This is a genomic window from Streptomyces sp. HP-A2021, assembly GCF_022807935.1.
GTDB lineage: Bacteria > Actinomycetota > Actinomycetes > Streptomycetales > Streptomycetaceae > Streptomyces > Streptomyces afghaniensis.
This window is the reverse complement of the sequence record NZ_CP094344.1, coordinates 5,670,978-5,693,790: the sequence shown is the minus strand read 5'-3', so window position 1 is coordinate 5,693,790 and position 22,813 is coordinate 5,670,978. Positions and strand designations below refer to the sequence as shown.

The 22,813-nt window shown below is 66.2% G+C and carries 20 protein-coding genes and 2 pseudogenes; 8 read left to right on the top strand and 14 right to left on the bottom strand.

What is annotated here, in order from left to right:
* Positions 1–2: 2 nt before the first annotated feature.
* Entirely contained in the window at positions 3–593 is a 591-nt protein-coding gene (locus MQE23_RS25845) for a DinB family protein (protein WP_243380428.1), read from the bottom strand.
* Positions 594–827: 234 nt separating this feature from the next.
* On the opposite strand from MQE23_RS25845, the gene MQE23_RS25840 reads away from it, so the two are divergent.
* Positions 828–1,418, top strand: coding sequence for a 2'-5' RNA ligase family protein (locus MQE23_RS25840; RefSeq protein WP_243380427.1), 591 nt, complete (start codon positions 828–830; stop codon positions 1,416–1,418).
* Between the two features lie 46 nt (positions 1,419–1,464).
* Here MQE23_RS25840 and MQE23_RS25835 read toward each other — a convergent pair.
* Positions 1,465–1,737 (bottom strand): annotated as a pseudogene (locus MQE23_RS25835) (tyrosine-type recombinase/integrase); the annotation flags it as partial.
* A 61-nt stretch (positions 1,738–1,798) separates the two neighbouring features.
* A complete protein-coding gene (locus MQE23_RS25830; protein WP_243380426.1) occupies positions 1,799–2,206 on the bottom strand; it encodes a hypothetical protein in 408 nt (135 codons plus the stop codon).
* Between the two features lie 917 nt (positions 2,207–3,123).
* On the opposite strand from MQE23_RS25830, the gene MQE23_RS25825 reads away from it, so the two are divergent.
* Positions 3,124–3,849, top strand: a complete 726-nt coding sequence (locus tag MQE23_RS25825; protein WP_243380425.1) for a helix-turn-helix transcriptional regulator — start codon at positions 3,124–3,126, stop codon at positions 3,847–3,849.
* 455 nt (positions 3,850–4,304) lie between these two features.
* Here MQE23_RS25825 and MQE23_RS25820 read toward each other — a convergent pair whose 3' ends face one another.
* On the bottom strand, positions 4,305–4,490 hold the full coding sequence (locus MQE23_RS25820; RefSeq protein ID WP_243380424.1) for a hypothetical protein: 186 nt from the start codon (positions 4,488–4,490) through the stop codon (positions 4,305–4,307).
* The gene (locus tag MQE23_RS25815; RefSeq protein ID WP_243380423.1) at positions 4,487–5,101 is read right to left on the bottom strand and encodes a hypothetical protein; all 615 of its coding nucleotides are present in this window, start codon (positions 5,099–5,101) and stop codon (positions 4,487–4,489) included. Before MQE23_RS25815 ends, MQE23_RS25820 begins: the two co-directional genes overlap by 4 nt.
* Before the next feature lie 170 nt (positions 5,102–5,271).
* Between MQE23_RS25815 and MQE23_RS25810 the strand changes: the two genes are divergently transcribed.
* The 4 genes from MQE23_RS25810 to MQE23_RS25795 all read left to right on the top strand — a co-directional run bounded on the left by MQE23_RS25810 (position 5,272) and on the right by MQE23_RS25795 (position 9,114).
* Complete coding sequence (locus tag MQE23_RS25810) at positions 5,272–6,345, top strand: helix-turn-helix transcriptional regulator (RefSeq protein ID WP_243380422.1); 1,074 nt, start codon at positions 5,272–5,274, stop codon at positions 6,343–6,345.
* A gap of 14 nt (positions 6,346–6,359) precedes the next feature.
* Positions 6,360–6,941: an HD domain-containing protein gene (locus MQE23_RS25805; RefSeq protein ID WP_243380421.1), complete on the top strand. Its 582-nt coding sequence runs from the start codon at positions 6,360–6,362 to the stop codon at positions 6,939–6,941.
* Between the two features lie 465 nt (positions 6,942–7,406).
* Positions 7,407–8,519, top strand: coding sequence for a hypothetical protein (locus MQE23_RS25800; protein WP_243380420.1), 1,113 nt, complete (start codon positions 7,407–7,409; stop codon positions 8,517–8,519).
* Positions 8,520–8,556: 37 nt separating this feature from the next.
* Positions 8,557–9,114, top strand: a complete 558-nt coding sequence (locus tag MQE23_RS25795) for a hypothetical protein (RefSeq protein WP_243380419.1) — start codon at positions 8,557–8,559, stop codon at positions 9,112–9,114.
* Between the two features lie 267 nt (positions 9,115–9,381).
* Here the strand turns inward: MQE23_RS25795 and MQE23_RS25790 are convergent, their stop codons facing one another.
* The 9 genes and pseudogenes from MQE23_RS25790 to MQE23_RS25750 all read right to left on the bottom strand — a co-directional run bounded on the left by MQE23_RS25790 (position 9,382) and on the right by MQE23_RS25750 (position 18,922).
* Positions 9,382–9,624, bottom strand: a complete 243-nt coding sequence (locus tag MQE23_RS25790) for a hypothetical protein (RefSeq protein ID WP_243380418.1) — start codon at positions 9,622–9,624, stop codon at positions 9,382–9,384.
* A 192-nt stretch (positions 9,625–9,816) separates the two neighbouring features.
* Entirely contained in the window at positions 9,817–10,350 is a 534-nt protein-coding gene (locus tag MQE23_RS25785) for a DUF6082 family protein (RefSeq protein WP_243380417.1), read from the bottom strand.
* Between the two features lie 160 nt (positions 10,351–10,510).
* Positions 10,511–10,756, bottom strand: a pseudogene (locus MQE23_RS25780) (transposase); the annotation flags it as partial.
* 127 nt (positions 10,757–10,883) lie between these two features.
* Positions 10,884–11,612, bottom strand: coding sequence for a DUF4839 domain-containing protein (locus tag MQE23_RS25775; protein ID WP_243380416.1), 729 nt, complete (start codon positions 11,610–11,612; stop codon positions 10,884–10,886).
* A gap of 1,023 nt (positions 11,613–12,635) precedes the next feature.
* Positions 12,636–14,066 carry a glycoside hydrolase family 43 protein gene (locus MQE23_RS25770; protein ID WP_037673609.1) on the bottom strand — a complete coding sequence of 477 codons (1,431 nt, stop codon included), beginning with the start codon at positions 14,064–14,066 and terminating at the stop codon, positions 12,636–12,638.
* A gap of 105 nt (positions 14,067–14,171) precedes the next feature.
* Positions 14,172–15,197: a galactofuranose ABC transporter, permease protein YjfF gene (gene yjfF, locus MQE23_RS25765; RefSeq protein ID WP_020276986.1), complete on the bottom strand. Its 1,026-nt coding sequence runs from the start codon at positions 15,195–15,197 to the stop codon at positions 14,172–14,174.
* Positions 15,194–16,288 (bottom strand): ABC transporter permease, encoded by a 1,095-nt coding sequence (locus MQE23_RS25760; protein WP_020276987.1) that lies wholly within the window; start codon positions 16,286–16,288, stop codon positions 15,194–15,196. The genes yjfF and MQE23_RS25760 overlap by 4 nt, the downstream gene beginning before the upstream one ends.
* Complete coding sequence (locus tag MQE23_RS25755) at positions 16,285–17,823, bottom strand: sugar ABC transporter ATP-binding protein (RefSeq protein ID WP_243380415.1); 1,539 nt, start codon at positions 17,821–17,823, stop codon at positions 16,285–16,287. Before MQE23_RS25755 ends, MQE23_RS25760 begins: the two co-directional genes overlap by 4 nt.
* A gap of 94 nt (positions 17,824–17,917) precedes the next feature.
* Complete coding sequence (locus tag MQE23_RS25750) at positions 17,918–18,922, bottom strand: ABC transporter substrate-binding protein (RefSeq protein WP_020276989.1); 1,005 nt, start codon at positions 18,920–18,922, stop codon at positions 17,918–17,920.
* Between the two features lie 1,484 nt (positions 18,923–20,406).
* Between MQE23_RS25750 and MQE23_RS25745 the strand changes: the two genes are divergently transcribed.
* Both MQE23_RS25745 and MQE23_RS25740 read left to right on the top strand, forming a co-directional pair.
* A complete protein-coding gene (locus tag MQE23_RS25745; protein WP_020276990.1) occupies positions 20,407–21,243 on the top strand; it encodes a class II glutamine amidotransferase in 837 nt (278 codons plus the stop codon).
* A 35-nt stretch (positions 21,244–21,278) separates the two neighbouring features.
* On the top strand, positions 21,279–22,715 hold the full coding sequence (locus tag MQE23_RS25740) for a DUF2252 domain-containing protein (RefSeq protein WP_020276991.1): 1,437 nt from the start codon (positions 21,279–21,281) through the stop codon (positions 22,713–22,715).
* Positions 22,716–22,813 lie beyond the last annotated feature (98 nt).

Sequence of the window (22,813 nt, the reverse complement as noted above, 5' to 3'; positions counted from 1 at the left end):
ACCTATGGCATGCGGGACGCCTGCTCAGCCACACGCTCCAGCCGGCTTCGGTAGTCCTCCCACCACGCCGTGTCGCCCGGCGGCATGCTCGCATTGTCCTCGTTCATGCCCACGGCCCCATCGATGAGCTCCCGGACGATATCGGCGTGTCCTGCGTGTCGTTGAGTGTCGGCGGTCACGCGAACCAGGACGTGGTGCAGCGTCACCTCGTTGCCGTCGCTCGGCCACCACGGCACCCTGCCGATCGCGTCCAGCGGCAGCGCGTCGATCGTCGCGTCCGAGTGTGCCCACGACCGGCGGTAGCGCTCGACGATGTTCTCGCGCGACTCCTCAGCGGTGGCCCACATGTGCGCGTTGGGGTCGGTTCCTTCTCCGAACCAGGGCTGCTCGCCGGACGGCCGGCCGAACGTGTCACCCAGGTAGCCCAGCTCGACGCAGGCCGCGTGTTTGACCAAGCCCAGAAGGTTGGTGCCGGTCGACGTCAGCGGGCGGCGGATGTCGTACTCCGACAGACCTGTGAGCTTCCACAGCAGGACATCGCGGGCGCCCTGCAGGTACATCCGGAGGTCGGCCTTGGGATCAGAGGCGGTCATGACGGCAGTCTGCTCCTCGCGCGATCTTCCTGCACTGTCTTTTCCCAGCGCAGGGCCCCCGGCGCGTCCCCGTCTTCAGTGGCATCGCCGAAGCTCTCATCGGCTTTCGGCACCAGCGCATGTGAGATCACCGATCAGCCGCACATGGCCACTTCGGTCAGCGGCAACTGGCCATCCGTGTCCTGGAATCAGGGTCTTGCTCATGACACGCCAGACTTGTGATCATGGAGTGTGGTGATCGCGGAGGAGAACGAAGGCCAGGGCGAGCGAGAGACGGACCGGTGGCCGGACATACCCGGCGACACAGCGTTCACCATCAAGATTCCAGAGGCTGATCCGCTGGTCCGGGCCGAATTCCCCGCCCATGTCACTGTGCTCTACCCGTTCGTGCACGAGAGCCGCATAGACGCCCAGGTCCACCGTGAACTGTCCGGCCTCTTCGCCAAGCACGATTCATTCGTTTTGACGTTTGCCGAATTCGACCGCTACCCAGGTGTGCTCTACCTCGACCCGCGGCCGCATGACCCGGTCAAGTCGCTTACCGTGGACCTCACTCAGCGCTGGCCCGAACTGGTGCCGTACCGAGGGCTCTTCGGCGCTGGGCTCGACCCCCATCTGACGGTCGCGAATGGTGAGGGCCCTGCGACCCAGGACGCAGCGTACGACGCGTTACAGGCCGAACTCGCGCCCCTGCTGCCGCTGCGCTGCCACGTCCACGCGGTCCAACTCATCGTCTGGGACGGCGAACGCTGGCGGGACCGAATCGAGTACCCGCTTGCGCGTGCGTCCACGCCTGGACGGGCCGGACCTCACCAAATGAGATGACCTCTAATGCCACATGGGTGCCACATCCCTGAGCCGGAGGCCCCTCCCCGCCGGCACGAATCATGGCCCCGAGTCGATCGGCGATGGTCCGGTCCCGGTCGCTGGTCATGTGCTGGTAGATCAGCGCTGCCCGAGAGCTGCTGTGCCCCACGCGCGTCATCAATTCCCGCGTGCTTGCCCCGGCCGTGGAGGCCAGAGTGTTGCCTGTGTGCCGCAGATCGTGGAAGTGCAATTCGACCGTGATGCCCGCTGTCTTCCGGTCCTTGACCCAGTCGTCGCGGAAGTTGCTCCGCCGCAACTGCCCGCCCTGCGGCCCGACGAGGCCGAGAGCTCACCGACGGGCCATCAGCGATGCTGATGGCCCGTCACAAATGTTGTAATCAGTGGTCGTTGAGGAATTGGAAGTGGTAAGAGCCCGAATTATCCGAGGGCTCATGCGAGACTATGACGTCGAATTTGTGGTTTTCCGCGAGGTTGTACTTGCCGCCGTCCGAGGCGTCCCGGTAGCTGCACTTACCGTCGTTCTTCGTGTCGGTGAGGCTGTACAGGAGGTCACCGCTGTCGTAGTCGAAGACGTTCACCCACGCCTTCTTGCCGTCGCCCTTGGTGTCACAGACCCTGAGGTAGTCGCCGCGCTCCTCGATGTAGGCCGCCGCGTGCTTACCCCTGTCGTACAGCGGTCCGTGGTCCCAGTCCACCGCCTGCGCCGAGCCCGGCACCATGGCCACCGTGACAGCGCCCATGGCCAGTGCGGACATTCCGCCCTGAACGATTCGCTTGATGCCCAATTCAATCTCCGTAGCTTTGTGGTGAGTAGCGGTCAGAGTCGCATGAGGCTAACAGTGGATGTCGGGCACCGGCCGCCCGTGCCAGACGCGTGCCAGATCGTGCGGGGAACCACGGGGAACACCGGGGACAGGCTCGGCGAGCGGTCGGACGCCAGCAGCGCTCCCGTGCAGGTCAGCCGAGCAACCGCCCGTAGATCACCTCAGCTTCCCAAGCTGGGGGTCCGATCACTCACTACAACCGTGGAATCTCAAGCTCATCCACCAGAGCCGAGTTGCACGCCAGCAGGACATCGAGGCCCGCCAGCAGAAGGCCGGCGCAGTCCTGCGATTCGGCCGAAACGATCAGCAAGTGCCATGACCGCGTGACGAGGTGGTCGTGCCATAGCCCTGCAACTCCTACGGCCATGAGCCGCAACCGGTGCCAGACGGCTGGCGGGCTCCGATCCGTCCCACGCGCAGGCATCTCGACTCTACCCAGCACTTCGGCGGAAGTCGCACATAGATGCAAGAACTCATGCATCTACGCAGGTCAAAGGCACTATCAGTGCGTAGGTTCTTGCAGTACAGGTTTACGTAACTCGATGCAATAACCCTCCAGCCGGCTCGCATCAGAGCGCGCCGATCTGCATGCTGCACACATGCCCATGGGACGTTGCGACCGCGACGTCGCCTCCGTCACCAAGAAGGAGCGTTTGTGAGCTCTACGTTTGACCAGTCACCCCGGTACATGCCTTGCGTTGACGCTGGCCGTACGGGAGTGCGCCAACTCGTCCCCGACCTAGTGCTGGTCGTGGTTGTGGTCCTCATCCTGGTTGGCACACCTGCGGGTGACGTCACCGCGCTTCTGGCTGCAGCAAGCTTCCTGATCACTCAGTTAAGTCCCAACCTCCGTCGTGCGGCTTGAAGGGGGTCTCGCGGTGGCCCGTCCTGAGAAGCCGTTACCTGAAGGTAACGATCCGCAGCTCGAAGCAGCTAGGTGGATGCGCGGCCTTCGTGATCGCGCAGGACTGACGAACCGTCAAATAGCGGAGAGGTTAGGCGTATCGGAGTCCACTGTCTCACGAGCGATGGCGGGCCGGAGTTCGCGCAGCTTGCACAAATTCTTGTTCGCCATGACCCTCATGTGCGACGGAAGCAGCGAGGAGTCTCTGAAGCTGATGATGCAGCTGTCTCGACGCCGACGTGCACATCTGCATCAACCCGTTGAGGGCCTGCTCGGTTGCGACCCAGACCTGATCAACACACCGGCTGAACTGATTCGAGGAATGAGGGTCCTGCGTATTCATGCCGGGCAACCCTCACTTGCCGAATTGAAGCGCAGATCACCGAACCGCGCTCTAGCACCCACAACGATCAATGAAATCCTATTGGGTCAGCGCCTGCCATCCGCGCTTGTGCTTGCTCGATATGTCGCGGCGTGCGGAGTTGTAACGCCAGAATCCGACCGGTGGGCGCGGGCTTGGCAGCGGGTCATGTTCTCTCAACAGCAAAATGGATGGAGGTCCAAGGCTCCCTTCGCCCGCATGATTCGCTTTCAGCTGGTCGAATTAAGAGAAGAGCTCAGTCCTGCCTTCGTCGAGCCCTTCACCGAGGCACATGGACAAATCAGCGGTCACCTTGCTGAGTCCTCGGATCCGGGCTGATCTGGGCGTGAGAGGGATCGATGCTCCTGCGCCCCGCAGCGCAAGGTGTGGATCCACGTAACGGCCAAGCCGGAGGGCTTCGTCATGCCGACACGACCTGCCGTGGTTGAACAGCACGCTCAGGGCTGCAGCGGGCAGGAGCGGAGTACAGCAACCACCGCGACCGGACCGCAGCGACCTTGCGGCCCGCAGTTCGGGGCCAATGGATCGCGTGCCACAGTCGTGCCAGATGCAGAGGTCAGCCACGGTCAACAACGGGAAGGAGCGGGTGGATCCGCGCCAGCTTGCCTGACCGTTGAAGCCGCAGGTCACCCTCCAGACACCCAGCCTCTCTCCTAAAGCGGGTGTCGCAGGTTCGAATCCTGCCGGGGGCACCAGCGAAAAGGCCCCGGACCGATCTTGGTCCGGGGCCTTTGACATCCGCTTCTGGCATCAGCACGGGTGGCCGAAACAGTTCATGCGCGCCGTGCCTGCCGGTACTTCTCGTACAGTTGGTCGGCCGTCGCGCAGGGGAGTTCGAGGTTCACGCCGTCTTCGTCCACGGCCGTGCACGTCGCGCAGGTGCTGCAGTGGTTCGCCAGCCGTACATACGCGTCCGTCCAGGGAGCATCGACGAATGACGGATACGGCGCACCGCTCATGCCTCGGGCTCCGTCTCCAGGCAGCACCGTCCGGCGGCGATCAGTCGGGCCACCGCCAGCGGAGTGCACAGCACTGCGGCTGAGTCCATCGGCACCGACCAGTAAGAGGTGAGCGCCTCTTCCCGGTTCACAGCATCCAGCCGCGGCACTCCCAGGTAGCTGCCGAGGCCGAGACAATCCACCTCCAGAGCCCGCCACGCCTCGGCCATCTGATGCAGCGTGGCCGGCATGGTGGCGGGCACCAGCGCATAGTACCGCGAAAAGCGCGGGTCACAGATGACCGGCCCGCCGCCGAGGGCTTCGGCCAGAAACTCGTCCAAGCAGCCGGCCTCGGGGCTGGTGCTCAGAGCGGTCAGCAGGCGCTCGGGAAATCGTAGGGCGGAGAAGAGCCCCCCGAGCGGCAGCATCGCCACCCAGTGCTGCTGCCACTCCCACCGTGCCCGGTCCCGGAACGCGGGCGGCAACGTCGCCAGCAGCCAGTCCTCCGTCGCGAGCCACCGATCCGCAGTGGGGTGGACGAGCACACCGGGCTCGGCCCCGGTCGGGCGCAGAACGCTGAGTGCGCCCGAGGCTTCCCCCGGCTGGATACCTGCTGCCGTATCGGCGTCCACTGCTGCGCCTTCCCTATACGCTCAGTTGTCGAGTCGCTACTGCCTGAACGGTAGAAGGCATTGATCACCGCATGAAGTGACTGGCGGTACAGGTGTGGATGGGGCCCATTCGGGGACAGGGGGTTGAGGTGCCGTCAAGCCCAGGACGAACCCTGACTGGCGGTCGGGGTATGCCCGCGCGACCCCGGGTCGGGATCATCTCCGGATACGTTTTCCGGGTCGTTCGGGAGCAGCTCGCCCGGACGCAGGACGATGTGGCCGAGCGGTTGGAGGTCTCGCCTGACACGATCGCGGGCTGGGAGTCCGGGCGCCGCCCCTTGCCCTCGGTGCCGGTCGGGCAGATGCTCGTGCACCGCCACCGGCTCATGCAGATGGGCACCTCCCCAACCCTGCTTCAGACCCTTGAGAGAGCGATGGAGGCCGACGTTCTCCTGGCCGGCGCCCTGGATGAGCAGTCACCGGCCGACGAGAGCCCGCTGGGGGCGTGGGTCATGCAGCGCGACCTGGTCGAGGTCCTCGCGTGGCCGCTCACTCGGGTGCCACCCCAGCCGGTTCGCGATCTGCCCGCGCCCCGGCGGCCGCGCCGAGGACCCGTACCGTCAGCGCCCGAGCTACCGGCCACCGACCGGCGCAGGTTCTTCGCACGGATGCGGAACACAGCGGAACAGGCGCGACGCGAGGAGCAGTTCCTGCTGCGACGCCAGGCGCTGTACCTGTCCGGCTATGACGACCGGGCCGACACCTCCGAATGGCTCACCCACCAGCAGGCCACGGAACGGCCCGGAGGCTGGCTCATCGACTGGCTGAACGCCCGCTCCGTAGCCGCCGTCGCCGCGCGGCAGGGCGACCGCGAGCGGATGGGCCACTTCATCGACACCGTCCTGCTCGACGACGACCGCGGCGAGGCCGCAAACCTGAACTACTGGGCGTACTGGGTGGGCGAGACCCGCCACCTCGAACTGTCCGACGACTTCATCGCTTCACCCGAGCCTGGGCCCTGGCCCGGGGACAAGCTGCTCTCCCACCTCGCAAACGGGCTGGCTCCCCATTACGGGTACGTCGACCTGACCATCCACTCCCTGTGGTCCCTGCTCGCCATCCGGCCGAACCTGCTGAAGTCCGGGGCCGCGACCCGAGCCCTGCGCGACCGGCTGCCGGTGATGTTGGATAGCCAGGAGTTGCCGGCTCGCGCTCGCCGTGAACTGGACAGCATCAGGTATGCGATCCGCCTTGCCGAGGCGTGAGAGGAGACTCGACCGTGACCGAAGAGCTGACCCAGGTGGCACGGTTCTTGTACGAAGCGGGGACACTCAAGCAGTCCAAGCGCACCGGGTGGTGGATGGCAGGCGTGCGCGACCCGGAGAGCGTCGCCGAGCACTCCTGGCGTACGTCGCTGATCGCGTCGATCATCGCCAAACTGGAGGGGGCGGACCCTGCCCGTGCCGCGTTCCTGGCGGTGTGGCACGACTCACAGGAGACCAGGACCGGAGACGTCAACCACCTGGCCAAGAAGTACGGCGCCGGCGAAGCCGACCCCGCGGTGGTCACCGCCGACCAGGTGGCGGGCATGCCCGAGGTGCTCGTGTCCACTGTGCGCGAGTTGATCAGCGAGTACGAGGCCCGGGAATCTCCCGAAGCGATCTGCGCACGAGACGCGGACAAGCTGGAGTGCATGCTGCAGGGCATCGAGTACAAAGCCCAGGGTTACGAGCACGCACAGCGGTGGATCGACAACAGCCGCGGTCGCCTCGTCACGAAGACGGCGAACGAACTGGCCGACCAGCTGCTGGCGACCGACCCATTGGACTGGCTGCGCAGCACGATGGGCGAACTGGGCTGACTCTTTCTGCCCTTCACTCACCGGCGGCAGCACACGGAACTGCCGCCTTCACACTCAACGTCAAGTCCCCGCCGACCGTGTCTAGTCCCAGGTGATGTCTGACGTTCTGGTCCCAGCTGATGCTTGACGGTGGGCCTAGACAACATCGGAAACCTTGTAGGGCTTGTTCGCTTTCACGTTGCGGACTGGGATGTCGGTGGTGCGCTGGATGACCCGGGCTTGCCCGTCCAGTTCCACGGTGATCGTCGACGTGCAACGCCTGCGGCGGGGCGCCGGCGATCCACTCGCCGACTGCCAGCAGCGACCTCGACCCTCGAATTCGGCCATTCATTCGACCACATCTCTTCCTTCACAGGGACTTCCCTTTTCGCATCAAGGGCTACCCGAAAGCCGCATTCCGTGTGACCATGGCGTGCAGCAGCAGGCCGTTACTCATATCGACGGTGAGACGGGGGGGGACGGTTCATGCTGATGACACTCCTGCGCCTCGGGCGAACGGCCGCATGGGCGAACCAACGCCGGAAACAGCCCTCGAAGAATGACGGGCTGAGGCGCGCGTACAGGAAGATGTACGACGATGCCGGACTGTTCCACGCGCCCGAGCATGCCGAGGATCTCGACTTCTTCCTGAGGATGCAGCGTCCTCGTTTCGTCCGGCGCCAGTACGGCGGCGTGGACGAGGTCCGTCATCTGTACGGGCTGCGCTTCTCGTACCAGGACGACACCCTAGTCACGGCGAGCAGCCTGCTGGGGCTCAAGCTGCCGTCCGACATTCTGATCGCGACCGTCCCCCGCGTGCGCAGGTACGACCATCTGGAGGACGAGTACCAGACGCATTCCGTCGCCAATTTCCTGACGTACGGGCAGCCTGACGGATTTCTGATCCTCGCCAGCGCGCAATTCGTGCGCATCGTGGAGGACTTCTCGGCCGTCATTTCCTCGACCACCCCCGGACCCGACGGTTCGGCGATATACAACATCGCGCCACTGGAAATACTCGACGGTCTCGCGGGGATAGTGACCAATCGGTGGCTGGCCGAGTCGACGCCTCCGACCTACGGACATGGCTATGTGCCTGAGGCGATCTGGAACACGCCCGGCTGGCAGTTGTTGTGCACTATGGCCAACTTGTCGTGCTGGTCCTTCCTCATCCACCACGAGCTCGCGCACATCGAACTAGGGCACGTCCGCCCAGGCACGGCGACCGAACCGGCCGACGGGGCACTGTCCGAGGAGCAGGAGCTGGCGGCCGATGCTTGGGCGATCGGCCGCTGTGTCGAGCCTTTCTTGGACTACATGCGCGCGCCGGTGTTCCGCGTGGAGAAACCCGACGGGCTTGCCGGCTTCTGCATCGGCACCGTGCTGAAGTTCATCGGCTTCTTGTGCGCGCTGAACGTCAGTGGTCAGTCCTCACTACACACCCACCCGCGGCCGGACGCGCGTACCTCCGCGGCGGAGGCCCTGATGGCGCTGGAGGCCGTGCGGTTCGGCTCCGCTGACGGGCTAGCGAGCGCGCTGTTTGGTGCGGCGTCCTTCTTCCAGCAGGCGATCGGTGAGCGGCTGCCCGGTGTGGAGTGAACCGAACCCGGCAGACGCGCCGCATGAAAGGAACACGATGGTCGACCACGCACAGCCTGACATATTGCCAGTGCCCTACTCCGCGAACACGCTCAAGGTCGTCGGCCCAGACGCCGTGGCCGCCTTCCTGCGCAGCGCCGAACACACCCGTAATGTCATCGAATTTCGGCTCATCGGGAACACCCTCGTGGCCCGCAGCACCCGCTGGAAGAACGTCGTCTACAACTTCCGTAATGACGTCAAACAGGTCTTCGCCGCCGCAGGCGTGGCGACCACGCCCCTGTTCGCTGGGGAGCTCACCGACACGGTGATCACCGGGGTCATCGCCTGCCTGAGCTGCTGGGCCGAGCTGACCTCCGCGCGCAAAATCGAGCTGACAGAACACCATGCCCTGCTGATCTCGCATCTAGCTCTGGCCCGGCTGGTCGGCCAGGAGGGGAACCCGCAGATCCTCGCGGGCGTCGAGGCCGAATTCCGCGCCAGGGGATGGGACCTGGACGCGGTCGTGGAGGAATTGCAGGAGATGCACCTCCTCACCATGGACACCTCGCGCCAGCGGTTCGTGCTGCGGGACCGGGTCCTGCTCATCGGCTGACAGACCGAACCAGTAGCGTGGTTGAGGCTGGTGGGGGTGCAGCGAGGCATACGCGTGCGTAGTCGGTCGACGCGCCCGCCGTCGTGGCTAACTGTCGTCAGCTGAGGTTCGTGCCACTGCCGTGCCAGATGCAGGGGTCAGCCACGGTCAACGAGGGTGTCTCGCAGCCGAGCTGTTGACAATCTGACCAGGTAGCTAAGCTCCAGGTCAGCGCCCTTCACTCCCCAGCCTCTCTCCTACAGTGGTTGTCCACCCCTGTCACTGAGCCTATGCCCGCTGGAACTCCTCGGCCGGGATGGCTTCCAGAGGGTCCTTTTCAGGGTCGATCACCTGGTCCGCCAGGAAGCCGTGCTCGTCCTCCAGGTACTCCCAGCTGTACCGGTGGAGTCGGTCGGCCGGAGTCAGCTCGGCTTGCTTGGTGGCGACCAACTCGCCGCGGTCGGGACGGCCTCGAAGTACGGAAGTCGTCCGCCCGTTGCCGATCAGGGCCCAGTTCGCCCGGGTCGACATCCCGCGGATAGTGCCGGGCCAAGTCGGCTGCTTTGACGGCAGCAATGGCTCGATCGAAGGCCTCACGGCGCGCAGTCTGCCAGGACTGACGACGAGTTCCCGAAGGGTTGAGGAAGGCGCCGACCGCCACGCCGACGAGCGCGTACATTGGCGCGATCCACGGTATGAGCCCGTCCAAGTACTGCTCCAATTTCACTGAGTCATGAGTCGAGGACCACTTGGATCGAAGTAGCCGTCCGCCGCTACCGCAGGTCCTGCAATGATCGCGGCTTGGTACCGCTCCTCGACAATCTCAGCGAACTCCGCAGCCTTGGCGCGCTGGCCACCGATGGTGGTGTGCAGCCAACGCTGACGCCCGTGGCTCCAGTGTAATCTTCCTATTTCACCGCGAAAATGCTGATCAAGTATGTGTCGGAGGGTGGAGGATTCCACATCACCGAGCTGGTACGCGGCGTGCCATCTACCCATGATTAGATTCGTGAAGCAAATCTGCCGATAACGTTCGAAGGTCATTGGAATGTCCGGAGGCTCCCAGCATGCCGCTAGCGCACGGTCCTGCATTGCTGCATAGATCATTTCCCGATGCGTAGCCCTGTCCCGCTCATCTCGGATGACCTTCGTCTGTTGTGCTTGATAGACGAGTGAAATAGCGACACCAGTCAGCGCAATGCCCGACAGCAGCACCGATGCCGCACTGTAGGCATCGCTGGTGCTGCTGAGGAACATGAAGGGTGTCGCTAGAAGAGTTGCCAACGTCGCCGCCGATATAGCCGCCACGGCTGCTAGTCGACGAGAAACCCTGAAGCCGAGCCCCACGAACCCTCCCCGTATGCGACCCTGTCTTGCCAATGCTGACCGGGTGAAGAGCTCAGGGCAAGGGCACCAACACCCGGGCCTCGGTCCACTCGGTGAACCGCCGGAAGGCGGTGACACCCGAAAGACCGAATCCCGGCGGCAGTTGGTTCCAGGTGCAACCCGAGGTGGCCACGAAGATGATGGCGGCCAGCACCTCGCGGTCCCCTCGCCGACGGTGCCCTCCACCCTGCGGGCGAACCGGCGCCGGCGGCACCACCCGCTGGAACAACGTCCACAGGTCCTCCGGCGCCATCCGCTCGACAAGCGCAGCAGTCATCACCCCAGACTGCCGCAAGATCACGCCAACTGAAATGACTTCTAAGACGCCCGTCCTGCGAGCCCGTGGGTATGCGGCCTGCGCACCGAGCATGCTGGCCTGGTGATGACGCGGCTGCCCATCTTGACTACCGGACTTCCGTCGAGACCGGGTCGAGAAAGAAGAGGCATTGGTCCGCGTTGAACTCGCCCACCTTGGCGACGAAGCGGAACGTGTCGCCTGCGCCGACGGTGGCGGGGATCTTCTTGCCGGTCAGTCTCAGGTCAAAGATATTGACGTCCTCGTACTTGAAGGCCGGGCCGGCCTTCGTGTTCGGTCCCTTGTCGCCTGGGCCCAGGAGGAAGTCGTAGCGGGTGTCGTAGTCACCGCGGGACGCCATGTTCACAATTGAGCCGTTGAACGCGACCGTCTGGCCCTCATGACTCTTCGCGAAGTCCAGGTTCGCGTCGTCGCAGGAGTCCGCGTTCAGTAGCGCTGCGAACTCCGGGTTGTTCCGTGGTGTGATCACCTCAGTGGCAGCCGACTCGACAGCGGTCGGAGTCGCCGTAGCGGAACGCTTCTCACTCGCAGCGGTTGTCGTCGACTTATCTGGCTCATCCTTCTTGTCGCCTCCGCCGCTGAGTGCAGAGGCAGCGCCGATGACGATGGTCAGGGTCACAAGGACGGCGGCCACCGTGCCGATCAGGAGCCACGGCTGTGACTTCTTCGGTCGACGGAAGTTGAGGGTGGAGCGAAGCTTGCCCTGGGCCTGCTCCAGGAGCTCCCAGCCATGCTTCTGCATCCTCGAGATCACCAAGCCGTCGGTGCCGCGAACTGTCTGCACGGTCTTGTACTCGTACTTGATCTCGTCGGCCATGCGGCTCCATGCCCCCCAATGGACTGCTCATACCAACTGCCTCGCGAGCATATGGGACTCCGCGAGGAACTCGGCATCACCTGTTGAGCCTCGCGCCGGCCGTCATCGTCGTTGGGCTGGGACGGGTGGCCACCAGAAGGCCAGGCCAGGTGCCCGCACCACAACCGCACCAGATCCAGCGGGGAACAACGGGGGGGCACGGTAAAGACTCCCCAGCCCACAGGGGCCTCAGCCCAGCCATACGCCCAGGTCAGCACCTCAAGAAGCCCCCCAGTTCCGCAGCTTCCCAAGCAGAGGGCCCTGAGAAGGCAGAGCCGGAGATGTTGTTACGCCCCGGTCGGCGCGCTTGCTCAGGTCGACGACAGAACAACGTGGCTGAGGCCGGTGAGGGCGCAGCGAGACACACGTGTGCCTGGTCGGTCGGCGCACCCGCGGTCGCGGCTGACGGCGTCTGGACGAGGTACTGCAGTTCTTTCCGGGGTTGGCGAGACGAACGTCTGCAAGCTCGTGGGCAGTGCCATGCAACAGCAGCTCAGCATCAGGAGGCATCTCCGATGGCCGAGCAGAAGGGAGAAGCCTCCTGCTATCTGCTGTTGGTTCTCAAGGATCAGAAGGGCTGAAGTCGGAGCGGCCGGGCGGGCCTCAGTGCGCTGGAGTCAAACTCAGCTGTGCGTCTAACTGCGTGACAACGCCGACGCACAGCGGCGGACAAGCGCGGACGCCCACGGCCGATGACAGCAGGTGGGAGGCACGCCAGCCCAAGGTCGAGCGGTGGTCAGCAGCGGTCAGCAAGGGTGGCTAGCGGGTGCATCCGTGCCGGCTGGCTCGACCAGCAAAGCCACAGGCACCTGCCGTGCGCCCCAGCCTCTCTCCTGAAGCGGGTGTCGCAGGTTCGAATCCTGCCGGGGGCACAGAGCTAAGGGCCAGTTCAGAGGCTTGATCCTCAAGAACTGGCCCTTTCGCATGATCACGGTCGTGCCACACGGTCACGGCCGTTGACCGTGTGCTGCATGTCGGCGTGAGTCAGTTCGTCACGCGGAAGGTGGCGTCGCTGCGGGCCGTCGTGGTGGTGATCGGGTCGAGGCGGAGTTCGTAGGCGTAGTGGCGGATGTACCGGTCGGGGTGGCTGTACGACTGGAAGGACGACCATGTCGGGTCGGCGAGGCCGGCGACCTGGCGGAAGGTGGCGTCCGCGGCGAACCGGGTGGTGCCGTCGTTGTAGGCCAGCTGGAAGTCGTAGTCGGAGTGCCGCAGGAAGTGGCCGGGGAAGTTCACCGACTCGAAGGAGACGGTGCCCGAGCCCGCCAGGCCGGGCCTCAGCCGGAACTGGGCGTCCGGGCCCGTGACGTTCTGGTCGATGCGCACGTCGAAGTTGGCGTGCCGGACGTACCGGTCCTGGAAGTTGAACGACTGGAGCCGCTTGGCCGGGGTGTTGGGCCAGCGTGCGAGTACGCGGCTCTCCTCGGCTGCCGTGAGGGTGAGGATCGCGCCGTGACGCTTCTTCGTGCCGCCCAGGTTGTAGCTTCCCGATGCCGGGAGGCGGTAGGTGCCGGGGGCGGAGGGGTTGGTCGTCGTGACCGGCATGTAGCCGCGTCCGGAGGCGTACTGGTCGAGGTACAGGGTCCACTCGTTGCGGTCCCTGAACTTCATCCACATCGGGCCTTCGACCTGGGAGCCGGTCAGGCCGATGCCGGAGAGGTTGCCGAGGTCGGTCCACGTACCGAGGATCGAGTTGCTGCCTTCGAGCGTGATCTGGCCGTCGCCGGAGGCCCGAACGTAGCGGTGGCTGCCGACGCCGGACGGGACCTCGACGATCTGGGTGTCGATGATGTTCTGGGTGCCGGGGCGGTCGATGTAGAGCTGCGGGGTGGTGATGGTGCGGAAGTCGGTGGTGCGGGCGTAGTAGATGCGGTGCTTGAGCACGCCGTTCCGGGTCGCGTTCGTCGCCCAGTACAGGACGTAGTCGTTGGTCTCGGGGTTCCAGATGGCCTCGGGTGCCCAGGCGTTGCGGCCGTCGGGGATCGCGCCGGCGACGTTGAGCAGCCACGGCTGCGACCAGGTGACCAGGTCCGTCGACTCCCACACCACGAGGTTGCGGCTGCCGTTGTTCATGGAGTCGTCCCATGACTGCCCGCAGCCGATGCACAGGTCGGTCGCGATGATCCAGTACTTGTCACCGCCGGGGGCTCTGACCAGTGCGGGGTCGCGCACCCCACGAGTTCCCACCGTGGAACGCAGGGTCATCCCGCCGCCGTTGAGGTCACTCCAGTTCAGGCCGTCCGTGCTGTGCGAGAAGTAGATCTGCTGACCGGTCGAACCCTCCCCGATGAAGTGCGTCATCAGGTAGCCCGGGTCGGCGGCGGCGGCCCGCTGAGGTGTGGTCAGGGCCTGGCCTGTGAAGAGGAGGCAGGCGGCGAGCGCTATCGCCGACAGCCTGGAGAGGAGCGCGCGCATGTGCATTTCTCCTGTCTGTCTTTCTCTGGCTTTCCGGTGCCCCCGTGGTCGTTGCGTCGAGGGCGTCGACTCACTTGCCGCTGGTGTGGCTCCCCACCGTGCCCGTCAGGTCTTCCGGCGTGCCGTCATGGTCCGCTGGATCAGGATGAAGGCGCACAGCAGCACACCCGTGGCGATCTTCGTCCACCAGGAGCTGAGCGTCCCCTCGAACGTGATGACGCTCTTGATCAGGCCGAGCACCAGCACCCCGAAGAGCGTGCCCAGCACATACCCGGAACCGCCGGTCAGCAGGGTGCCGCCGATGACCACGGCGGCGATGGCGTCGAGTTCCATGCCGACGGCGTGCAGCGGGTCGCCCGACTGGATGTACAGCATGAACAGCAGACCCGCCAGGGCCGAGCAGAAGCCGCTCACCGTGTACACGGCGATCTTCGTGCCGCCCAGCGGAAGGCCCATGAGCAGGGCCGACTGCTCGTTGCCGCCGATGGCGTACACACGGCGTCCGAAGCGGGTGTAGTGGAGCACGTAGGCGGCGACGGCGAGGACGACCAGGGCCACGACGGCGCCGATCGACAGGTCCCCCATGCCCAGTGACACTCGCGTCTGGGCCAGAGTGCCCACCGAGGCGTCGTTGATGGAGATGGACTCCTTGCTGATGACCAGGCACAGCCCGCGGAAGAGGAAGAGTCCGGCGAGGGTGACGATGAAGGGCTGGATCTCGAAGTTGTGGATGACATAGCCCATCAGGAAGCCGCCGAAGGCGCCGACGGCCAGTGCGAGGGGGACGACCAGGAGCAGCGGCAGTCCCTGACGTTCCACCAACCACGCCGTGAACATGGTGGTGAAGCCGATCACCGAGCCCACGGACAGGTCGATGCCGCCCGACAGGATGACGAAGGTGGCACCGATGGCGGCGACCAGCAGATAGCCGTTGTCGATGAACAGGTTGAGGAACACCTGGGGTTCGGCGAACCCGTAGTTCTGGTACCGGCTGAGGCCACCGGCGTACATGGCGATGAACAGGGCGGCCGTGACCAGGACGGGCAGACGCCGGTCGCCGAGGAGGCGCGCGGCACGGGGGGCGGTGCTGCCGCTCGGAGCCGCCTTGGGGGTCTGGGTGGTCGCACTCATCGCGACACCTCCATCTTCGGGGCGGCGTCGGGCGCCGGAGCGGGCTCCACCGGGGCGGCGTCCCGGCGCGGGCCCTTGGGGCCCTTCGCGCCGAAGACCTTGGCCCGGAACTTCGGGGACTGCAGCAGGCAGACGACGATGACGACGGCGGCCTTGAAGACCAGGTTGGTCTGGGTCGGTACGCCGATGGTGTAGATCGTGGTGGTCAGGGTCTGGATGACGAGGGCGCCGACCACCGTGCCGCCGATGGAGAACCGGCCGCCGAGCAGCGAGGTGCCGCCGATCACCACGGCGAGGATCGCGTCGAGTTCGATCCACAGACCGGCGTTGTTGCCGTCCGCGGCCGAGGTGTTGGAGCTGATCATCAGGCCCGCGATGCCCGCGCACAGCGCGCAGAACATGTAGACCATGATCTTGATGCGGGTGGACCTGATGCCGACCAGGCGGCTGGCCTCGGCGTTGCCGCCGACCGACTCGACCAGCAGGCCGAGCGCGGTGCGGCGGGTCAGCGCCACGGTGACGGCCACCACCGCGGCCACCACGAAGATGGAGAAGGGCAGGGTCAGCCAGTAGCCGCCGCCGATCAGCTTGTACGGCTCGCTGTTGACGGTGATGATCTGGCCGTCGGTGATCAGCTGGGCGACACCTCGGCCCGCGACCATGATGATGAGGGTCGCGATGATGGGCTGGATTCCCATCCTGGCCACCAGGAAGCCGTTCCACAGACCGCAGACGACCGCGGCCACCAGCCCGACGCCCATCGCCAGGAACACCGCGGACAAGGTGTTCTGGTCGGTCTGGTCGCTGATGTACGAGCAGGTCAGGGCGCCGGTGATGGCGACCACGGCACCGACGGAGAGATCGATGCCGCCGGTGGCGATGACCAGGGTCATGCCGACCGCGACCAGGATCAGCGGTGAGCCGAACAGCACGATGGAGACGAGGCTGCCGTAGAGGTGGCCGTCCGTCATGTTGATCGAGAAGAAGTCGGGCGTGAAGGGGACGTTGACGAGCAGCAGGGCGATCAGGACCGCGACCGGCCAGAACAGGTGGTGATGCGTCAGTGCTCGCCAGCGGGAGGTGGTGGTCACTGGTGTTCTCCGCTCGCGATGGTCTCGAGGATCTTGCTGGTGGTGATCTCCGGCCCGTTGGTCAGCCGCGCCACCAGCCGGCGGTCGCGCAGCACTCCGATGGTGTGGCTGAGCCGGAGCACCTCCTCCAGTTCGGCCGCGATGTACAGCACCGACATGCCGTCCTCGGAGAGGGACACCACCAGTTTCTGGATCTCCGTCTTGGCGCCGATGTCGATGCCGCGCGTCGGCTCGTCCAGGATCAGCAACTTCGGCTGAGTGATCAGCCAGCGGGCGAGCAGTACCTTCTGCTGGTTGCCGCCGCTGAGCCGGCCCACGCGGGTCTCCGGGTCGGCGGGGCGGATGTCCAGCGCCTTGATGTACTTGGCGACGAGTTCGTCGCGCTGGGAGGCCGGGATGGGCCGGGTCCAGCCGCGGGCCGCCTGGAGGGCGAGGATGATGTTCTCGCGCACCGTCAGGTCGGGGACCAGGCCCTCGCTCTTGCGGTTCTCCGAGCAGAACGCCACACCGGCCGCGATGGCGTCGTTCGGGGCGCTCATCGAGACCTGCTTGCCGCCGATGGTCACCTTGCCGCTGTCGGGCTGGTCGGCTCCGAACAGCAGCCGGGCGAGCTCGGTGCGGCCCGATCCCAAGAGGCCGGCCAGGCCGAGCACCTCACCCTTGTTGATCTGCAGGTCGAAGGGGGTGATCCCGCCGGTGCGGCCGAGCCCCTCGGCCCTGACCAGGGTTTCGCCGACGTCGGAGCGCATCTGGTGCTCGTGCAGTTCCTCGAGCTGGTCCAGGGCCTTGCCGATCATCAGCTCGATCAGCCCGACCTGGTCGAGGTCGCGGACCAGGTGCTCGCCGACCAGGGTGCCGTTGCGCAGGACGGTCATCCGGTCGCAGACCTCGTAGATCTGGTCGAGGAAGTGCGACACGAACAGGATCGCGACGCCCTCGTCCCTCAGCTGCCGCATCAGGCGGAAGAGTTCGAGGACCTCGTCGCGGTCGAGGCTGGAGGTCGGCTCGTCGAGGACCAGCACCTTGGTGCCGGATCCCGCGCCGTCACGGTCCCCGGTGCCCACCGACCGTACGATCGCGACCAGTTGCTGCACGGCCAGCGGGTACGAGGACAGCGGGGCGGCGACGTCGATGTCGAGTCCGAGCCGGTCGACCAGCTCCGCCGCCTCCTTGCGCATCCGCTTCCACTGGATGCGGCCGGCGCGGGTGGGCTCGCGTCCGATGAAGATGTTCTCCGCCACCGACAGGTTGGGGCAGAGGTTGACCTCCTGGTAGACCGTGCTGATACCGGCCTGTTGCGCCTGCAGCGGGCTGCCGAACCGTACGGACTCGCCGTCCAGGGTGATCGTGCCGCCGTCCAGGGAGTAGACGCCCGTCAGCACCTTGATGAGGGTGGACTTCCCCGCGCCGTTCTCGCCCATCAAGGCGTGGATCTCGCCGGGGAAGAGCCGGAAGTCTACGCCCGACAGAGCCCGTACCCCCGGAAACTCTTTGACTATGCCCGTCATCTCCAGGACGGGCTGCGGCTCTGCCATGGCAGCGCTCCTCGTGAATGGTCCAGGTCCGCGGGGAGCCTCCCGGCCGGGGGATGCCGGCCGGCCGGAGGCTCCCGCCGGTGGGGACGGTCGGTCAGTACTTGCGGGTGGGGAGCGCGTCCTTGGCCTGGTCCTGCATGAAGTCGCTCTCCTTGGTCTTGATCCAGCGTTCGACCGTCTCGCCGTCCTTGACCTTCTTCACGACCTCCATCAACTGCGGGCCGAGCAGCGGGTTGCACTCGACGATGGCGTTGATCTTGCCTTCGGACATGGCGACGAAGCCGTCCTTCACGCCGTCGATGGAGACGATGAGGATGTCCTTGCCGGGCTTCTTGCCGGCTGCCTCGATGGACTGGATGGCGCCGATGGCCATGTCGTCGTTGTGCGCGAAGAGCACGTTGATGTCCGGGTTGGACTGGAGGAAGGCGGCCATGACCTGCTTGCCGCCGGCCCGGGTGAAGTCACCGGTCTGGCTGACGACGACCTTCCAGTCGTCCGCGTGGTCAGCCTCCATGACCTCCTTGAAGCCCTTGGCGCGCTCGATCGCGGGGGCGGCGCCGGTGGTGCCCTCCAACTGGGCGATCTTCACGGCGCCCTTGTGGCCTGCCTTTTCCAGGACCTTCTCCAGGATCTTGGCGGCGCGCCGGCCCTCGTCCGTGAAGTCGGAGCCCACCAGGGTCACGTACAGGGAGTCGTCGGAGGTCTCGACGGAGCGGTCGGTGAGGACCACCGGGATCTTCGCGGCCTTGGCCTCCTTGAGCACCGCGTCCCAACCCGTGACGACCACCGGCGAGAAGGCGATGACGTCGACCTTCTGCGCGATGTAGTTGCGGATCGCGGAGATCTGGTTCTCCTGCTTCTGCTGGGCGTCGGAGAACTTGAGGGTGTACCCCGCCTCCTTCGCGGCCGACTTCACCGAGTCGCTGTTGGCGGTGCGCCAGCCGCTCTCCGAGCCGACCTGGGAGAAGCCGAGGGTGATCGCCTTGCTGCCGCTGCCGGCGGCGGCGGCAGAGCTGCCGTCCTCCTTGGCGCAGGCCGCGAGTCCGGTCGCAGCCGCCACACCGACCGCGGCGGTGAGGAAGTTTCTTCTGCTGAGCATGCTTGATCTCCTTCGTTGAGCCGGCCCGGGGATGGGACTCGGTTGCTGCAGCTTCTGACGTTCCGTCGGAAACCAGGGAAGTGACGCCGTTCTGTGGGCCGACCAACGTTCGAAATATTGAACATGCGTGGCGCGTGCCGTCAGAAGGTGGTCAGGGTGGAGTGCGGCCGGGAACGGCGGACGCAGAGGGCGGGGAGCCGGCGAGGTGCTCGGCACCGGAGGAGCAGATCGGCGGGCAGGGTGGGAACAGGGAGGGGTCGGCGAAGTGGTCGTGACGCTGATGCCGCCCGGCCGACGCGGGCGATGGGTCCGGGCTCGATGACGACCGGAGGTGCTCCGGTCGGGCCGCACCCTCGTTCCACTCCTCGACGGCTCCAGGAGCAGGGTGCGGCTTCACTCCGCCACTGCGAAGAGGCCCTGGCGGACCGCGCTCAGCAGAGGCGTCGAGAACTCCGGCTCCGGGGCGCGAACCCGGACCCGGCGGTGTCGCAGGGAGTACGGGCGCTCACTTCGCCCGGCTTTCGCAAGGAGAGGTGCGGGTCTAATCGTTGGCCGCAACCCGCCAGGGAGGTGCTGCTGTGCGCCGGATGCGCCACGGCCGTACCTCCCTCAAATGTGTCAGTGATGCGGAGGTCATATGAGCGCCCACCGTCCCCCCTGGTCAAGAGGTTGCGCGAGAAGCAGGCCATCACGTTTGGGTAACGCGGGGCAGCAGGGCGAGGCGGACTGCCTGCCGGCCGCCCGGCGCGAAAGTGCCTTCTTCGGCAGAGATATTGACGCTCGGCAGACATGCCCATACTTTCGATTGCTGAACGAAGTATCGAACTGTGTACGACATCCCGGACGATCGACCCCGCTGACGGTCCCTCCTTGCACGCTGGTCCGGGTCGGAGCCACGAAATGAGGGCACCGTTATGACGGCGACAGATCCGGCAGCGCCGCGGTCCGTGCGACCCGTCCCTGCCTGCTACCGCCCACGGGACGGGATCGCGAACGCCGGACGCCTCGCCCGGACCACGGCACGGCTCGGCTTGCGGCGGCGCCCCTCGTCGCACGGTGCGCACCTGAGGAGCTGGGCATCGGGCGCAGGCTGAGGCTGCACATCCGGATTCAGCTCCGGACGCTGTCTCGCCTGCCATGACCAGCGCATGCCGCACACATGAGGCCGGGAAGCCCCATGAACACGTGGGGACCACGCAGGGGTGCTTCCCCGGGCCAGGCGCCCGGCAGTCGACGTTTCCGCGGGTCACAACCTCGCCCAAGGAAAACTCCTGAAGCGGGTGTCGCAGGTTCGAATCCTGCCGGGGGCACCACACGTGAAGCCACCCAGCCGGGGTTCCTCCCCCTGGGTGGCTTTCTTTTCCGTGGCCGTCCGATCCATGCCCGCATGGCGGGCCACGGCGAGGGAGGCGAAAATGAGGTCAGCCGGATAAACGCCGCCCGATCAGCGGACACGGTGCAGGTAGGAACACAGGTGATCGCTCATGTGCCGATGGCTCGCCTACTCGGGAACGCCCCTGCTGCTCGACACCATCCTCTACAAACCGGCCCACTCGCTGATCGATCAGAGCCTCCACTCCAGACTGGGTGTCGAGACGACGAACGGCGACGGTTTCGGTGTCGGGTGGTACCCGCAGGAGAACATCGACACCCCGGCCTTGCTCAAGGACATCGGGCCCGCCTGGAACAACCGCAACCTGCGGGAGATCGCGGATCATGTCCGCTCCCCGTTGTTCTTCGCCCACATACGGGCGTCGACCGGCACGGCGGTGCAGCAGACGAATTGCCACCCGTTCCGGCACGGCCGTTGGATGTGGATGCACAACGGCGCCATCACAGGTTTCCACCTCATGCGCCGCGAGCTGTCCCTGCTCGTCGACCCCGAGCTGTACTCCGACATCGAGGGAACGACGGACTCGGAGATGATGTTCTACCTGGCGGTCACCTTCGGTTTGGATGAGGATCCGCCGGGCGCCGTGGCCCGGATGGTGGGAGTGGTGGAGCGCAGCGGCCGCGATCACGGTGTGGAGTTCCCGCTTCAGATGACGATCGCCGTGACCGACGGCGCCGGCGTATGGGCCTTCCGCTACTCGAGCCAGGGCGCTTCCCGGTCGTTGTTCTACAGCACCCGCGTGGACGCACTGCGCAAGCTGCACCCCGACATGGCGTTCCTGCGGGAAGTGTCCGACGAGACCCGCCTCATCGTGTCCGAGCCCCTCGGTGATCTGCCGGGTGCCTGGAACGAGGTGCCCGAGAGCAGCTACGGCGTCGTACATGCCGGAGCCGACGAGTTGCGTCCCTTCGTCCCAGAACCGGCGTGACGCGCGCCGGACAGGGCGTGGGAGGAGCGTCTGCGATGTCCCAGAACGCGACCACGGCCATGCGGGCGGCACCCCGGACCACGCCCGAGGAGCGCGCGGCTCTCGGCAAGGAGGCGCGGCGCCACTCGCCGCGGTCGGGTCACGCCGTGTACAGGCCGTCTCCTGACCGGCCGGACCCGCTGGCGATCCTGGAGGCGCAGTCCGCGGCACGGGTGCCCGACCTCGTCCCGATCCGCTACGGCCGGATGATGGAGTCCCCGTTCCGCTTCTACCGGGGCGCCGCCGCGATCATGGCATCCGACCTCGCCCGCAGCCCGGCCTCGGGGCTCAGGGCCCAACTGTGCGGCGACGCGCATCTGCTGAACTTCCGTCTGCTCGCCTCGCCGGAGCGGCAGTTGGTGTTCGACATCAACGACTTCGACGAGACGCTGCCGGGCCCCTGGGAGTGGGACGTCAAGCGGCTGTCGGCGAGTCTCGTCATCGCGGGCCGGGCGAACGGCTTCGACGACGCCGAACGCGCCCGCATCGTGACCTCCACGGTCCGTTCGTACCGCGAGGCGATGATCCGCTTCGCGGGCACGGGCAACCTCGACGTCTGGTACGCGAAGATCGACGCGGATCTCCTCGAGTCCCTGGTCGCAAGCCGGCTCCGCGAATCGAAGCGCGGTCAGAAGAACCTGGCCCGCGCCATGGCCAAGGCCCGCACCCGCGACAGCCTCCAGGCTTTCGACAAGCTCACCGAGACGGTCGACGGCCTGCCCAGGATCGCGGCGGATCCCCCGCTGCTCGTCCCGGTCGGCGACCTGCTGCCGGACGTCGAGCGCAGCGCGCTGGAGCACCGGTTCCGCGGGCTGATGGAGCGGTACGGCCGCACTCTAGCTTCCGACCGGCGCACGCTCCTGGCGGACTACCGCCTGGCCGACGTCGCCCGCAAGGTGGTCGGTGTCGGCAGCGTCGGAACCCGGTGCTGGATCTTTCTCCTGCTCGGCCGGGACGACCGCGACCCGCTCTTCCTCCAGGCCAAGGAGGCCGGCACCTCCGTGCTCGCCCCACACGTCGGCACGAGCCGGTACCGAAACCAGGGCGAGCGGGTGGTCTCGGGCCAGCGGTTGATGCAGGCCACGAGCGACATCTTCCTCGGCTGGGAGCGGGTGGACGGGATCGACGGCAAGCAGCGCGACTTCTACGTCCGCCAGTTGCGCGACTGGAAGGGCATCGCCGTGCCGGAGCGGATGCGGCCGAAGGACATGGAGGCGTTCGGCGAACTGTGCGGGTTCACGCTGGCTCGTGCGCACGCGCGGTCCGGCGACCGCATCGCGATCGCCGCCTACCTGGGCGGCGGCGACTCGTTCGACCGCGCACTCGCCACCTTCGCGGAGGCCTATGCGGACCAGAACGAGCGTGACCACCAAGCCCTGGTCGACGCGGTGCGCGCGGGCCGGCTACCCGCGGAGGAGCTGCCGGCAGCCTGACCCGGAGAGGACACCCTGCTGAACGTGCTCCTCCTCCCCCGTGGCGGGTGAGGCACGAGGCGCGTACGTCGGATGCGATGGGTGGGAGCAGCGGGGCG

Coding starts and splice junctions, on each gene's coding strand:
- MQE23_RS25785 (WP_243380417.1), bottom strand. CDS start 10,350: ATGTTCCTCAGCAGCACCAGCGATGCCTACAGTGCGGCATCGGTGCTG.
- MQE23_RS25740 (WP_020276991.1), top strand. CDS start 21,279: ATGTCCCAGAACGCGACCACGGCCATGCGGGCGGCACCCCGGACCACG.
- MQE23_RS25755 (WP_243380415.1), bottom strand. CDS start 17,823: ATGGCAGAGCCGCAGCCCGTCCTGGAGATGACGGGCATAGTCAAAGAG.
- MQE23_RS25750 (WP_020276989.1), bottom strand. CDS start 18,922: ATGCTCAGCAGAAGAAACTTCCTCACCGCCGCGGTCGGTGTGGCGGCT.
- MQE23_RS25845 (WP_243380428.1), bottom strand. CDS start 593: ATGACCGCCTCTGATCCCAAGGCCGACCTCCGGATGTACCTGCAGGGC.
- yjfF (WP_020276986.1), bottom strand. CDS start 15,197: ATGAGTGCGACCACCCAGACCCCCAAGGCGGCTCCGAGCGGCAGCACC.
- MQE23_RS25810 (WP_243380422.1), top strand. CDS start 5,272: ATGCCCGCGCGACCCCGGGTCGGGATCATCTCCGGATACGTTTTCCGG.
- MQE23_RS25820 (WP_243380424.1), bottom strand. CDS start 4,490: ATGAGCGGTGCGCCGTATCCGTCATTCGTCGATGCTCCCTGGACGGAC.
- MQE23_RS25790 (WP_243380418.1), bottom strand. CDS start 9,624: ATGTCGACCCGGGCGAACTGGGCCCTGATCGGCAACGGGCGGACGACT.
- MQE23_RS25795 (WP_243380419.1), top strand. CDS start 8,557: ATGGTCGACCACGCACAGCCTGACATATTGCCAGTGCCCTACTCCGCG.
- MQE23_RS25775 (WP_243380416.1), bottom strand. CDS start 11,612: ATGGCCGACGAGATCAAGTACGAGTACAAGACCGTGCAGACAGTTCGC.
- MQE23_RS25800 (WP_243380420.1), top strand. CDS start 7,407: ATGCTGATGACACTCCTGCGCCTCGGGCGAACGGCCGCATGGGCGAAC.
- MQE23_RS25745 (WP_020276990.1), top strand. CDS start 20,407: ATGTGCCGATGGCTCGCCTACTCGGGAACGCCCCTGCTGCTCGACACC.
- MQE23_RS25770 (WP_037673609.1), bottom strand. CDS start 14,066: ATGCGCGCGCTCCTCTCCAGGCTGTCGGCGATAGCGCTCGCCGCCTGC.